The organism is Microbacterium sp. (genome assembly GCF_047607465.1).
GTDB lineage: Bacteria > Actinomycetota > Actinomycetes > Actinomycetales > Microbacteriaceae > Microbacterium.
The window spans coordinates 1-14,159 of the sequence record NZ_JASGCY010000075.1; the positions used below are offsets into that span (position 1 = coordinate 1).

Sequence of the window (14,159 nt, forward strand, 5' to 3'; positions counted from 1 at the left end):
CGCTGCGGGCGGGCGCGCCGCGCACCGGCGTCGTGCGCCCTGCCGTCTGGCGCACCGCCACCCCGCGCCCCGCCGTCGCGGCGTTCTGGCCGGCGTCCGCCGGATCCTTCCGCCCGTGTGCTCATGCGCCCGCTCGCAGACCCTCGGTGCGCTGGCCGCGCCACCAGTCGACGGCGTTCATCGGCCCCTTGCCCGCCGGCTGCACCCGGGTGACCGCCAGCGGTCCGGTGCCGGTGCCGATGAGGACCGCCGTCTTCGCGGCGGCGATCTCACCCGGCGCCAGCCGTTGCGCGGTGCTGGGCGCCGCCTCGAGCACCTTCACCCGGATGCCGCCGATGCTCGTGTGCGCACCGGGCTCCGGGGTGACGCCGCGGTAGCGGGCGTAGACGCGCTCGAGAGGTTCGCTCCAGTCGAGGCGGCCGTCGTCGAGGGTGAGCTTCGCGGCGATCGTGGGCTCTCCGACCTGCGGCACAGCCTTCGCTGTGCCCGCCGCGATGCCCGCGACGACCTCGGCGGTGAGCTCCGCGCCGTCGACGGCCAGGGTCTCCAGCGCGGCATCGGCGGTCGCATCCGCTCCGACCGCCACGGTGCGCGACGCGAACACGTCGCCGGCGTCCAGCGCCGGCACGAGCTGGAAGACGCTCGCGCCGAGCTGCGGATCGCCGGCGATGAGTGCGCGCTGCACGGGGGCGGCGCCGCGCCACGCAGGCAGGAGGGAGAAGTGCAGGTTGATCCAGCCGTGGGCCGGTGTCGAGAGCAGAGGCTCGCGGACGAGTCCGCCGTAGGCCACGATGACTCCCAGTTCCGCCTCCAGGGCCGCGATCCTCGTCGTCGCCTGATCGTCGAGGCGTGCCGTCTTGAGCACCGCCAGCCCGAGTTCTGCGGCGGCCTGGGCCACCGGCGACGGGGTGAGCACGCGCTTGCGCCCGAGCGGCGCATCCGGTCGCGTGATGACCGCGGCGACATCGTGGTCGGCGGCGAGACGGCGGAGCGTGGGGACGGCGGCCAACGGCGTGCCGGCGAAGACGAGGCGCATGAAGGTTCTCCGGATGGTCAGAGCTCTGGATCGAGGATATCGAGGCGGACCGTGAGCGCGATGCGCGACGTGCGCCCTCTGCCCCGACGCGCGGCGACCGCCTCGGCCACGACCGCGGCCCGCAGCGTCGCCGCCACGGCCGCTCCGATGCCGTACTCGAAGCGGACGAGCGCGCGGACGCGCGGCGGGACGTCGTCGGATTCGACCGGCACCGGGCCGAGGACGGCATCGGAGGGGAGGGAGAGCGCGCCCAGCGCCGTCAGCGCCCGCGCCACCGCCTCGCGGGTCCCTTCGACGAGGGCGACTCGCGCGGCAGGAGGCATATGCAGAGGTGCGCGCTCGGCGAGCTCACTGCGCGCATAAGCGGGATGGCTCCAGGTCGCGAGGGCACGGGCGACGCGGCCGTCGACGCCGACGAGGTGCACCGGCGCGCCAGGGGCGGCCAGCGCCGCCGCATTCGACCACCACCGCAGGCACGACTCGCCCACACGCAGATCGGGCGCCTGCAGCATCCGGGCGCCATCAAGGAGCACTACCGCGCGATAGCCGCCTTCGGCGAGCGGTTCCGCGCCCCGCGTCGCCACGATCAGCGCCGGCTTGTCCGGCACGTGCTCCACCGGGTGCGCACCGTCGGCGACGATGACCCGCACCTTCGGGAATGCGCGGCCGAGTTCGTCGGCGGTGCGCTCGCTGCCCGAGGAGGATAGGCGCAGCTGCGTCGACGAGCAGGCGGGACACGACCACGCCCGCGCGCCCCTGCCGCACCAGCCGCACACGGGGAGGGCACCGCGCTGCTTCGCGCCGAGGGGACCGGCGCAGTGCGCGCATCGGGCCGGGGCACGGCACGAGGCGCAGACCAGCGAGGGCGCGAAGCCGGGCCGCGAGACCTGGATGAGCACCGGCCCCTCGGCAGCCGCCGCCCGCGCCGAGAGGAAGGCCGACGAGGGCAGGCGCTGCGCGGTGGGGTGCTCCATCTCCTGTGGCGTGCTGAGCACCACGCGCGGCAGCACGCGACGCACGGCGGTCACCTCCTGCATCCACCCGATCGCGACGAGCCGCTCGATGTCGGTCGTGCGCGTATGACCGACGAAGAGCAGCGCGGAGTCCTCCTCGCCCTGACGGAGCAGAGCGACGTCGCGCGCATGGACATAGGGGGCGAGGGGTTCACCGAGAAGCGGGTCGCCGTCGTCCCAGATCGCCACGAGGCCCGCGCGCACCGGAGCGTACACAGCCGATCGATTGCCGACGACGATGCACGGCGCCCCCTCCAGCGCCCGCAGGAAGGCGCGGTACCGCTCGGGGTTCGTCTGGCGCGCGTCGAAGCGCACCACGCTCCCCACCGGCGCGATCCCACTGAGCGCGGAGAGCAGGCGGTCCAGGTCACGGTGATCCGGAACGACGAGCACGCTCGAGGTGCCTCTCGCGAGCATCCGCACCGCCGCCGCGGCGAGGAGCCCGGCCCATCCCGGAACGCCCCCGCACGCTTGCGGGATCGCTTCGACGGCTGCGCGGGCTCGTGTGTCGAGCACCTCGGCGAGCCCTTCATACTCGCCGATCGTCTCCTCCGCAGCCGCCGCGCACCCGTCGGCCACCTCCGGCGCGGCGGACTCAGCCGTCCACGTTTTCTCGACACGCACCTGGCGCTTCGGGATCACCAGACGCAAGACGTCGGAGGCCGATCCCGCCGCGCGGTCGGCGACGCGTCGAGCCAGGGTGTATAGGCGGGCCGGAAGGACCGGGACCGGAGAAACCACCGTCTCGACCTCCGACAGAGGGCGATCCGCGTCGTCCTCGTCGTCGATCTCCACGACGTACCCGTCGACGACACGGCCTGCGGTGCGCAACGGCACCTTGACCCGCACGCCGAGCGGCACATCGCCGAGGTGTGCAGGCAGCGCGTAGTCGAAGAGGCGGTCGAGCTGGGGCAGCGACGATTCCAGGAGCACGCGCGCGATGCGCCGGCTCTCGGTGCTCATCAGACCCCGGCGGCGCGGCGCAGCTCTTCGGCGCGGTCGGTGCACTCCCAGGTGAAGTCGGCGAGCTCGCGGCCGAAGTGGCCGTAGGCCGCGGTCTGCGCGTAGATCGGTCGCAGCAGATCGAGCTCCTCGATGATCGCCTGCGGGCGCAGATCGAAGACCTTCTCGATGGCTGCGGTGATCACGTCGTCCGCCACCGCTGCGGTGCCGAAGGTCTCGACGTAGAGCCCGACGGGGCGGGCGACGCCGATCGCGTACGCGACCTGCACCTCCGCGCGGTCGGCGAGCCCCGCGGCGACGACGTTCTTCGCGACCCAGCGCATCGCGTAGGCGCCGGAGCGGTCGACCTTGGACGGATCTTTCCCACTGAAGGCGCCGCCGCCGTGCCGTGCGGCGCCGCCGTAGGTGTCGATGATGATCTTGCGGCCGGTGAGACCCGCATCGCCCTTCGGTCCGCCGATGACGAAGGGACCTGCGGGGTTGATGTAGTAGTCGGCGTCGCTGAGCGCGAGGTCGAGCCCGGTCGTCGCCAGCACCGGGTCGATGACGTGCTCGCGCACCTGGGCACGCAGATCGTCCAGGGCGATGTCGGGGTTGTGCTGGGTGGACAGCACCACCGCGTCGATCGTCTTCGGCGTGAAGCCGTCGTAGCCCAGAGTCACCTGGGTCTTGCCGTCGGGACGGAGGAAATCGAGCAGACCGGAACGGCGGACGTCGGTGAGCCGCTCGGCGAGCCGGTGCGCCGTCCAGGCGGCCATCGGCATGAGCTGCGGCGTCTCATTGGTCGCGAACCCGAACATGATGCCCTGGTCGCCGGCGCCGAGCGCGTCCAGTCGATCGGTCGATGAGCCCTCGCGGTGCTCGTGGGCGTTGTCGACGCCGCTGGCGATGTCGCTGGACTGCTCGCCGACCGACACGCTCACCCCGCACGACGAGCCGTCGAAGCCGGTGTCGCTGGAGGTGTAGCCGATGCGGTTGACGACATCGCGCACGATGGTGGGGATGTCGACGTAGGCCTCGGTGCGGATCTCGCCGGCGACGTGGACGAGGCCCGTGGTGACCAGCGTCTCGACGGCGACGCGCGAGCCGCGGTCTTCGCCGATGAGCCCGTCGAGAATGCTGTCGGAGATCTGGTCGCAGATCTTGTCGGGGTGGCCCTCGGTGACGGACTCGGACGTGAACAGACGCAGCGCGCTCATCGGGGCTCCATGACGGGACGGAAGAAGGTGGTCGCTTGCAGAGTAGACCGCACCTCCGACATCGCGGAGGTGCGGTCCCGGGAGGTCACTCCGCGTGACGCAGGCGCAGCTTGTCCTCGTTGATCTCGTGCAGGGCGATCGTCAGGGGCTTGTCGTCGACGGACGAGTCGACGAGCGGGCCGACGTTGTCGAAGAGGTTGCCCTCGTGGAGGTCGGAGTAGTAGTCGTTGATCTGGCGCGCGCGCTTGGCCGCGTAGATGACGAGCTCGTACTTGGACTCGACGCGGTCGAGCAGGTTGTCGATGGGGGGATCGATGATGCCGTTGGTGTGATGTCCGGCCATGGTGGACCTCCTGAATCAGGCGACGGATGCGTCGCGAAGACAATGCTGGGGGCGCGCGTCAGCGCGCAGAGCCTGTAGACAATCCTACGACCTCCGCGGCGGCGGCGGCGACGTCCTCGTTGACGATGAGGTGATCGAACTCGTTCTGCGCCGCGAGTTCGACTTTCGCCGTGCGCAGGCGCCTGGCGCGCTCCTCCGCGTCCTCGGTGCCCCGGCCGACGAGCCGGTGCACCAGTTCGTCCCAGCTCGGCGGCAGCAGGAAGATGAGGGTGGCGTCAGGTTCGCTCCTTCGGACCTGCCTGGCCCCCTGCAGGTCGATCTCCAGCAGCACCGTCCGCCCCTCCGCGAGGGCGCGGTCGATGGGCGCGCGCGGAGTGCCGTAGCGGGACTTGTTGTGCACGACGGCGTGTTCGAGCAGTTCGCCGTCGGCGATGAGGCGGTCGAACTCGGCGTCGTTGACGAAGTAGTAGTGCACGCCGTCGATCTCGCCGGGGCGCGGCGCCCGGGTGGTCGCCGAGACGGACAGGTGGATCTCGGGGTTGTGCTCACGGATGTAACCTGCGACCGTGCCCTTGCCGACGGCGGTGGGCCCGGCGAGCACCAGCAGGTTGCTGCGTCCGCCGCGGGGTTCGAGCGGCGGGAAGCGCCCGTCGAGCCAGGCCTTCAGCACGGCGCGCTGGCGCACGCCGAGGCCGCCGAGCCGCTTCACCGGCGAGATCTGCAGGTCCGTGAGGATCCGATCGCGCTTGCCCTCGCCGATCGCCGGCAGCGCCAGCAGGAAGTCCGTGATCCGCATCGACCCATCCACCGATTCCGGATCGTCCGTCGCCCGCGCGAGCACGCGCTGCGGGGTGACCACCCTCGTGGTGAGATCGCGCTTGAGCGCGGCGCGCGCCCTGCGGCGCTCCACGGCGCGTCGCGCCGCGGCCACCCGGTCGACCTCGGGAACGGAACGGTGCTCAGGCACTTCTGGCCTCCGAATACTCGGCGACGCGCGCGTCGATGGCGGCGGCGAGGCCGTCGGGGCCCGCCGAGAGGATGCTCCGGCTCTCGCTCGCGATGACGGCCGGCCCCATGGCACCGAAACGGCCGTCGAGGTCGCGGGGCGTCGCGCCCTGCACCCCGAAACCGGGCGCGAGGATCGGCGCGAACGGCGAGAAGGCATCGATGCCGGCCGCAGGCCAGTCGACCGTCGCCCCGATCACGAAGCCGAACGGCGCCCACTCCCCCGGTGCGACGAGGGAGCTGTTGCGGACGGACACCTCGGAGATGATGCCCGCAGACACCGTCTCGCCCGCGGGCGAGAGCGAGCGCTGCAGCCCCGTGGCCTCGGGATTGCTCGTCGACGCAAGGACGAACACGCCCTTGCCCGTCGCCGCCGCGAGGTCGAAGGCGTCGGCGAGGGCGCCGACGCCGAGGAAGGGGTTCACCGTCAGGGCGTCGGCCTCCAGCGGCGCGCCCGGTGTCAGCCAGGCCGCCGCATACGCGTCCATCGTCGTCCCGATGTCGCCCCGCTTGGCGTCGGCGATGACGAGGAGGCCGGCCGCACGCGCTGCGGCCATGACCTCCTCGAGCGCGGCGATGCCCGCCGAGCCGAAGCGCTCGAAGAACGACACCTGCGGCTTGACAACGCCGACGCGATCAGCCGCGGCATCCACCGTGCGCAGCCCGAACTCCCGGACGCCCGCCGCATCCTGCCCAAGGCCCCAGGCATCGAGCAGATCCGCATGCGGGTCGATGCCGACGCACAGCGGGCCCCGCGCGGAGAGCACCGCGCGGACCCGCTCACCGAAGCCTGAGCTCATACCTGGGCCAGCCGATCGATCGCGTACTCCTGCAGGCTCTTCACGTCGAACCCTTCGTGTGCAGCATCCATTCCGCTCACCGCGGCGCCGAGCACCGCCATGGTGGTGAACAGCGCCTTGTCGGCGGCCACCGCCGCCGCGCGGATCTCGTATCCGTCGGCGCGGGCCGCGCCTCCCGACGGGGTGTTCACGATGATATCGATCGCGCCCTCGTCGATGAGGTCGACGACGTTCTTCGCGCCGGACTCCTGGGTGTCGCTGAACTTCTCCACGACCGTGACCGCAATGCCGTTGCGCGAGAGGATCTCGGCGGTGCCCTCGGTCGCGACGATCGTGAAGCCGAGCTGCTGCAGGCGATGCGCCGGGAGGATCACGGCCCGCTTGTCCGAGTCCGCGACCGAGATGAACACCGTTCCCGAGGTCGGCATGCCGCCGTATGCCGCCGCCTGACTCTTCGCGAAGGCGGTCGGGAAGTCGCGGTCTATGCCCATGACCTCGCCCGTCGAGCGCATCTCGGGGCCGAGGATCGAGTCGACCGTCTTGCCGTCGGCGGTACGGAACCGCTTGAACGGCAGCACCGCCTCCTTCACCGACACCGGCGAGCCGAGGGGCACCCGTGAACCGTCCTGCTGCGGGAGCATCCCCTCAGCGCGCAGCTCGGCGATGGTGGAGCCGGCCATGATGCGGCTGGCCGCCTTCGCCAGCGGGATGCCCAGGGCCTTCGATACGAACGGCACCGTGCGGCTCGCCCGAGGATTGGCCTCGATGACGTAGAGCACGCCCGCGCTGATCGCGAACTGCACGTTCAGCAGTCCTCGGACGCCCACACCCTTCGCGATGGCGAGGGTCGCGTCGCGCACCCGGTCGACGTCGGTGCGGCCCAGGGAGACCGGAGGCAGGGTGCAGCTGGAGTCGCCGGAGTGGATGCCGGCCTCCTCCAGGTGCTCCATGACGCCGCCGATGTACAGCTCGGCGCCGTCGTAGAGCGCGTCGACGTCGAGCTCGATGGCATCGTCGAGGAAGCGGTCGACGAGCAGCGGCTTGCCCTCCTCGATGATGACCTCGCCCGCGGTGCGCACGAAGTAGTCGCGCAGCGCCTCGGTGCCGTACACGATCTCCATGCCGCGGCCGCCGAGCACGAAGCTCGGGCGCACGAGCACCGGGTAGCCGATCTCCTCGGCGATGCGCACTGCGCCTTCGACGTCGATCGCGGTGCCGCTGCGCGGGGCGACGAGGCCGGCCTCGTCGAGCAGGCGCGAGAACAGCTCGCGCTCCTCTGCGAGGTCGATCGCCGCGGGGCTCGTGCCGAGCACGGTGTAGCCGGCGGCCTCGATGCCCTTCGCGAGTCCGAGCGGAGTCTGCCCGCCGAGCTGGCAAACGACACCGAGGATCGTGCCGCTGGCCGCCTCCGCGTCGAGCACCTCCAGGACGTCCTCGAGCGTCAGCGGCTCGAAGTACAGGCGGTCGGAGGTGTCGTAGTCGGTCGACACGGTCTCAGGGTTGCAGTTGACCATGACGGTCTCGAAACCGGCATCCGACAGCGCGAAGGACGCGTGCACGCAGGAGTAGTCGAACTCGACGCCCTGGCCGATGCGGTTGGGGCCGGAGCCGATGATGACGACCTTGGTGCGCTCGGAGGGGGCGACCTCGGTCTCGAAGTCGTAGCTCGAGTAGTGGTACGGCGTCAGCGCCGGGAACTCGCCGGCACAGGTGTCGACGGTCTTGTAGACGGGACGGATGCCGAGGCCGTGACGGAGCCCTCTGACCTCCTGCTCGGAGATCCCGCGGAGCTCGGCGAGCTGCGCGTCGGAGAACCCGTGCTCCTTGGCGTAGCGGATGGTGTCGGCATCCAGCTCCGCCGCCGTGCGGAGGGTCTCGGCGACCTCGTTGATGAGCACGATCTGGTCGAGGAACCAGGGGTCGATCGCGGTCGCGTCGAAGGCCTGCTCGATCGTGGCGCCCTTGCGCAGCGCCTGCTGCAGCGTGACGATGCGGCCGTCGGTGGGCGTCTTCGAGATCTCGAGGAGTTCCTCGACCGAACGATCCTCCTGACGCCAATGGAAGCTGGAGCCGCGCTTCTCCAGCGACCGCAGCGCCTTCTGCAGCGCCGTGGCGTAGTTGCGGCCGATGGCCATCGCCTCGCCCACCGACTTCATGGTGGTCGTGAGCGTGGCGTCGGCGGCCGGGAACTTCTCAAAGGCGAACCGCGGCACCTTGACGACGACGTAGTCGAGCGTGGGTTCGAAGCTCGCCGGAGTGACGCCGGTGATGTCGTTCGGGATCTCGTCGAGCCGGTAGCCGAGGGCGAGCTTGGCTGCGAGCTTCGCGATGGGGAAGCCCGTCGCCTTCGAGGCGAGAGCGCTCGAGCGCGAGACGCGCGGGTTCATCTCGATGACGATGATGCGGCCGTTGTCGGGGTTCACGGCGAACTGGATGTTGCAGCCGCCGGTATCCACGCCGACCGCGCGGATGATGTCGATGCCGATGTCGCGCAGCTTCTGGTACTCGCGGTCGGTCAGGGTCAGCGCGGGGGCGACGGTGATGGAATCGCCGGTGTGCACGCCCACCGGGTCGACGTTCTCGATCGAGCAGACGACGACCGTGTTGTCGGCCGTGTCGCGCATGAGCTCGAGCTCGTACTCCTTCCAGCCGAGGATCGACTCCTCCAGGAGCACCTCGTTCGTGGGCGAATCGTGCAGGCCGGCGCCGCCGATGCGGCGAAGATCCGCCTCGTCGTAGGCGAAGCCGGAGCCGAGACCGCCCATCGTGAACGACGGGCGGACGACGAGCGGATAGCCCAGCTGCTCGGCACCGGCGAGCAGCTCGTCCATGGAGTGGCAGATGACGGATGCCGCGACGTCCGCGCCCGCCTCGATGACGAGCTCCTTGAAGATCTGGCGGTCCTCGCCCTTCTTGATGGCGTCCACCTTGGCGCCGATGAGCTCGACGCCGTACTTGGCGAGGATGCCGCGCTCATCGAGAGCCATCGCGGCGTTCAGGGCCGTCTGACCGCCGAGGGTCGGCAGGATCGCGTCCGGCTTCTCCTTGGCGATGATCGTCTCGATGACCTCTGGGGTGATCGGCTCGATGTAGGTGGCGTCGGCGAAGTCCGGGTCGGTCATGATCGTCGCCGGGTTGGAGTTGACGAGGATGACCCGCACACCCTCCTCGCGCAGCACGCGGCATGCCTGGGTTCCGGAGTAGTCGAACTCGCAGGCCTGGCCGATCACGATCGGGCCGGAGCCGATGACGAGGACGGAGGTGATGTCGTCGCGCTTGGGCATTACTTGGCGTCCTTCTGGCTGGCGATGACCAGGTCGCGGAACCGGTCGAAGAGGTAGTTGGCGTCGTGCGGCCCGGCTGCCGCCTCGGGGTGGTACTGCACCGAGAAGGCCGGCAGGTCGAGGGCGCGCAGGCCCTCCACGACGTTGTCGTTGAGGCCGACGTGGCTGACCTCGACGAGGCCGTAGCCGTGCGGGCTCTCGAAGGTCCCCTCGATGGGGGCGTCGACGGCGAAGCCGTGGTTATGCGCGGTGATCTCGACCCGGCCGGTGGCCTTGTCGAGCACCGGCTGGTTGATGCCGCGGTGACCGAAGGTGAGCTTGTAGGTGCCGAGGCCCAGCGCGCGGCCGAAGAGCTGGTTGCCGAAGCAGATGCCGAAGTAGGGCAGCTTCGCGTCGAGCACTTCCCGCAGCACCGCCACCTGTCCGTCGGAGGCCGAGGGGTCGCCGGGGCCGTTGGAGTAGAAGACGGCAACCGGATCAATGGCGAGGATGTCGGCGAAGGTCGACGACTGCGGCAGGACGTGCACCTCGAAGCCGCGGGCGGCGAGGTTGTCGATCGTGGCCTGCTTGACGCCGAGATCGAGCACGGCGAGGTTGCCGATGCGCTCCCCCACGGCCGTCGTGACCGTCGGCACGTCCACCGAGACCTCGGCGGACAGGTTCTGCCCGGTCATCTCCGGGGCCTCGCGCACGAGGCGCAGCTGCTCTTCGGGGTCGAGGCCTGCGGCCTCGCCGGAGAACACGCCGCCGCGCATGGAGCCGGCGGAGCGGATGTGCCGGGTGATCGAGCGCGTGTCGATCGCGCTGATGCCCACGATGCCGTCCCGCACGAGGATCTCGTCGAGAGAGGCGTTCGCGCGCCAGTTCGAGACGACCCGCGAGGGGTCGCGCACGATGTAGCCCGACACCCAGATGCGACGGGACTCGGGGTCCTCGTCGTTCATGCCGGTGTTGCCGATGTGCGGCGCGGTCTGCAGCACGATCTGGCCTGCGTAGGAGGGGTCGGTGAGCGTCTCCTGGTACCCGGACATACCGGTGGCGAAGACCACCTCGCCCAGGGTGGTGCCGCGCGCTCCGTAGGCGCGGCCGACGTGGCGGGTCCCGTCTTCGAGGACGAGTACAGCCTTTTCGAGAGTCATGAAGCGGCTCCTGTGTCATCAGCGACCGGTACCAGCCGCTGCAGTTCTGCGATGAAGTTCTTCGGGTCGCCGCCGGCGACGCGGAGGTACGAGTCGACGACGGCCGTGTCGGATGCGGCCCACGCCACCCGCACGAGCCCGCCGGGCTCGACGGCCTTGTCGATGGTGACGCTCGCGCGGTCGACGCCGACGAGACGGGAGGCGGCGATGAACACCGTCGGGGCGCCGTCGAGGCAGAGCGCGAGACCGCGGTCCGTCACGGCGGCCTCGCCCTTCGCCCGGTACGCGAGCGGCGACAGGGTGAGCCGTTCCAGCGGCTCGTCGTGCCTCGTGGTCGACACGTAGAGCACATCGCGCCGATCCATCACCTCGGCGTGCTCGGGCACACCGAGCGGGGCGGAGAGCGTCGCGTCGCGTCGGAGGCGCGCGCGCCAGGCGAGCAGGATCACGACGAGCACGAGCGCTGCGAGGGCGATCATGACCCCGATGGCGACCTCGCGGCTCACCGCTGCCCGCTCCGGGTCGGACGGTCCAGCTCCGCGACCACCGCGGCGTCGTCGACCGTGAGCACCCCGCCGTGCAGCGTGTACTGCACGCGGCCGGGGAGGTCGCGTCCGAGGTAGGGCGAGTTCACGCTGCGGCCGTGGAGGTCGCCTTCGGTGAACACGCCAGCGACGGAGGCGTCGTAGAGCGCGAGGTGGGCAGGGCGGCCGACCTCGATCGGCGTGCCGTGCCCTGCGAGGCGTCCGATGGCGGCAGGCGCCGCGCTCATCACCCTGGCGACATCCGCCCATCCGAGCAGCCCCGTCTGCACCATCGACTGGTGCACGACCCGCAGCGCGCTCTCCAGGCCCACCATGCCGTTGGCCGCGGCCTGCCACTCGCAGCTCTTGTGCTCGCTCGGATGCGGCGCGTGGTCCGTGGCGACGATGTCGATCGTGCCGTCTGCGAGTCCTTCGCGCACGGCGAGCACGTCCTCCTCGCGGCGCAGCGGCGGGTTGACCTTGAACCGCGCGTCGTAGCCGCGCACGAGCTCGTCGGTCAGCAGCAGATGGTGCGGGGTGACCTCGGCGGTCACCGCGATCCCGCGCTTCTTTGCCCAGCGGATGATGTCCACCGATCCGGCGGTGGACAGGTGGCACACGTGCAGGCGCGAGCCGACGTGCTCGGCGAGCAGCACGTCGCGGGCGATGATCGACTCCTCGGCGACGGCCGGCCACCCGGCGAGGCCGAGTTCGGCAGACACCGTGCCCTCGTTCATCTGGGCGCCCTCGGTGAGACGTGGGTCCTGCGCGTGCTGCGCGATCACCCCGTCGAAGGACTTCACGTACTCGAGCGCGCGGCGCATGATCAGCGGATCCCAGACGCAGGAGCCGTCGTCGCTGAAGACGCGCACCTGCGCGCGGGAGGTCGCCATGGCGCCGAGCTCGGCGAGGCGCTCGCCCTTCTGCCCGACGGTGACGGCTCCGATCGGCTGCACGGTGGCGTAACCGGCCGCCTCGCCGAGCGCGAGCTCCTGCTCGACGACGCCGGCCGTGTCGGCGACCGGCGAGGTGTTCGGCATCGCGAAGACGGCCGTGTAGCCGCCGGATGCTGCGGCGCGGGTTCCGGTGAGGATCGTCTCAGATGCCTCGTAGCCGGGCTCGCGCAGATGCGTGTGCAGGTCGACGAGGCCGGGCAGTGCCACGAGGCCCTCGGCGTTGATGACCCGCGCGCCGGCGCGGCTGAGGCCGGCGCCGATCTCGGCGATGACGCCGTCCTCGATGATGATGTCGGCGCTCTCGGCGCCGAGAAGCTGTGCGCCGGTGATGACGAGAGTCTCGCTCACAGGTCTCCCCCTCGTTCGTCGTCTCGTTCTCCTGCCAGCAGCAGGTACAGCACGGCCATGCGCACGGACACGCCGTTCGCGACCTGTTCGAGCACCGTTGAGCGCTCGGAATCGGCGGCTTCTGAGGAGATCTCGAGCCCCCGGTTCATGGGTCCGGGGTGCATCACAATGCTACCGCTCGGCAGCGACTGCACGCGCAGGGCGTCGAGGCCCCATCGGCGCGAATACTCCCGCTCAGTGGGGAAATACGCGGCGTTCATGCGCTCGAGCTGGATGCGCAGCATCATCACCGCGTCCGGGCCTTCGGCGAGGGCATCGTCGAGGTCGTAGACCACGCGCACCGGCCACAGCGATACGTTCTGCGGCAGGAGCGTGGGTGGGGCCACGAGCGTGACCTCGGCGCCCAGCGTCGTGAGCAGCCAGACGTTCGAGCGCGCCACTCGCGAGTGCAGCACGTCGCCGACGATGACGATGCGCAGGCCCGCAAGATCGCGGCCGCGGCTGTCGGCGCCGAAGAACCGCTTGCGGATCGTGAACGCGTCGAGCAGCGCCTGCGTGGGGTGCTCGTGGGTGCCGTCGCCCGCGTTCACCACGCCGGCGGAGATCCAGCCGCTGGTGGCGAGCGTCTGCGGAGCCCCCGATGCGGAGTGCCGGATCACCACGGCATCCGCCCCCATCGCCTGGAGGGTCTGCGCCGTGTCCTTCAAGCTCTCGCCCTTGGAGACGCTGGAGCCCTTGGCGGCGAAGTTGATGACGTCGGCCGAGAGCCGCTTGGCTGCAGCTTCGAAGGAGATGCGCGTGCGGGTGGAGTCCTCGAAGAAGAGGTTGACAACGGTCTTGCCGCGCAGGGTCGGCAGCTTCTTGACCTCGCGCGACTGCGTGTCGGCCATGTCCTCGGCGACGTCGAGGATGCGCAGCGCCGTGGCGCGGTCCAGGGTGCGGGTATCGAGGAGGTGCCTCATGCCTCGATCGTCACCCCCTCGGCGCCGTCGTCCTCGACGAGGCGCACGTTCACGCGCTCGGCGCGTGCGGACGGGATGTTCTTGCCGACGAAGTCGGGGCGGATCGGCAGTTCGCGATGGCCGCGGTCGACGAGGATCGCCAGGCGCACGATCGCCGGGCGTCCGATCGACTGCAGGGCGTCGAGGGCGGCGCGGATGCTGCGCCCGGAGAACAGCACATCGTCGACGAGGACCACGGTCTTGCCGTCGATGCCCCCGGCGGGGATGTCGGTCGGATGTGGCGAGCGGGTCGGATGCTTGGCGAGGTCGTCGCGGAACAGCGTGACGTCGAGGGCCCCCGCGGGGACGGGCGTCTGCGCGATCTCGCTGACGAGGGCGGCCAGGCGCCGGGCGAGAGTGACGCCGCGGGTCGGAATGCCCAGCAGGACGAGGTTCTCAGCCCCTCGGTTGGATTCGAGGATCTCGTGCGCGATGCGGGTCAGCGCCCGCGACACGTCGGCGTCCTGCAGCACGGTGCGTGCAGCCATTCGCCACTCCCTTCTCCGCCTCACAGGACGGTGTTAAAGGTGGTGTGGATGCGTCCAGTC

At 70.7% G+C, this 14,159-nt stretch carries 12 protein-coding genes; all 12 read right to left on the minus strand.

Annotation, left to right across the window (positions count from 1 at the left end; translation table 11 throughout):
• Positions 1 to 121: 121 nt before the first annotated feature.
• The 12 genes from fmt to pyrR all read right to left on the minus strand — a co-directional run bounded on the left by fmt (position 122) and on the right by pyrR (position 14,099).
• Entirely contained in the window at positions 122 to 1,036 is a 915-nt protein-coding gene (fmt, locus tag QM568_RS10785; protein ID WP_415138665.1) for a methionyl-tRNA formyltransferase, read from the minus strand.
• Positions 1,037 to 1,053: 17 nt separating this feature from the next.
• Positions 1,054 to 3,012: a primosomal protein N' gene (locus tag QM568_RS10790; RefSeq protein WP_415138667.1), complete on the minus strand. Its 1,959-nt coding sequence runs from the start codon at positions 3,010 to 3,012 to the stop codon at positions 1,054 to 1,056.
• A complete protein-coding gene (metK, locus tag QM568_RS10795) occupies positions 3,012 to 4,211 on the minus strand; it encodes a methionine adenosyltransferase (protein WP_415138669.1) in 1,200 nt (399 codons plus the stop codon). The genes QM568_RS10790 and metK overlap by 1 nt, the downstream gene beginning before the upstream one ends.
• A gap of 85 nt (positions 4,212 to 4,296) precedes the next feature.
• A complete protein-coding gene (gene rpoZ, locus QM568_RS10800) occupies positions 4,297 to 4,554 on the minus strand; it encodes a DNA-directed RNA polymerase subunit omega (protein ID WP_415138671.1) in 258 nt (85 codons plus the stop codon).
• Positions 4,555 to 4,612: 58 nt separating this feature from the next.
• Complete coding sequence (gene gmk, locus QM568_RS10805) at positions 4,613 to 5,521, minus strand: guanylate kinase (protein WP_415138673.1); 909 nt, start codon at positions 5,519 to 5,521, stop codon at positions 4,613 to 4,615.
• A complete protein-coding gene (pyrF, locus tag QM568_RS10810; RefSeq protein ID WP_415138675.1) occupies positions 5,514 to 6,359 on the minus strand; it encodes an orotidine-5'-phosphate decarboxylase in 846 nt (281 codons plus the stop codon). Before pyrF ends, gmk begins: the two co-directional genes overlap by 8 nt.
• Positions 6,356 to 9,643: a carbamoyl-phosphate synthase large subunit gene (gene carB / locus QM568_RS10815; RefSeq protein ID WP_415138677.1), complete on the minus strand. Its 3,288-nt coding sequence runs from the start codon at positions 9,641 to 9,643 to the stop codon at positions 6,356 to 6,358. Before carB ends, pyrF begins: the two co-directional genes overlap by 4 nt.
• Complete coding sequence (gene carA / locus QM568_RS10820; protein WP_415138679.1) at positions 9,643 to 10,782, minus strand: glutamine-hydrolyzing carbamoyl-phosphate synthase small subunit; 1,140 nt, start codon at positions 10,780 to 10,782, stop codon at positions 9,643 to 9,645. Before carA ends, carB begins: the two co-directional genes overlap by 1 nt.
• Entirely contained in the window at positions 10,779 to 11,288 is a 510-nt protein-coding gene (locus QM568_RS10825) for a hypothetical protein (RefSeq protein ID WP_415138681.1), read from the minus strand. Before QM568_RS10825 ends, carA begins: the two co-directional genes overlap by 4 nt.
• Positions 11,285 to 12,610, minus strand: a complete 1,326-nt coding sequence (locus QM568_RS10830) for a dihydroorotase (protein ID WP_415138683.1) — start codon at positions 12,608 to 12,610, stop codon at positions 11,285 to 11,287. The genes QM568_RS10825 and QM568_RS10830 overlap by 4 nt, the downstream gene beginning before the upstream one ends.
• Positions 12,607 to 13,572: an aspartate carbamoyltransferase catalytic subunit gene (locus QM568_RS10835; protein WP_415138685.1), complete on the minus strand. Its 966-nt coding sequence runs from the start codon at positions 13,570 to 13,572 to the stop codon at positions 12,607 to 12,609. Before QM568_RS10835 ends, QM568_RS10830 begins: the two co-directional genes overlap by 4 nt.
• Positions 13,569 to 14,099 carry a bifunctional pyr operon transcriptional regulator/uracil phosphoribosyltransferase PyrR gene (gene pyrR, locus QM568_RS10840; RefSeq protein ID WP_415138687.1) on the minus strand — a complete coding sequence of 177 codons (531 nt, stop codon included), beginning with the start codon at positions 14,097 to 14,099 and terminating at the stop codon, positions 13,569 to 13,571. Before pyrR ends, QM568_RS10835 begins: the two co-directional genes overlap by 4 nt.
• Positions 14,100 to 14,159 lie beyond the last annotated feature (60 nt).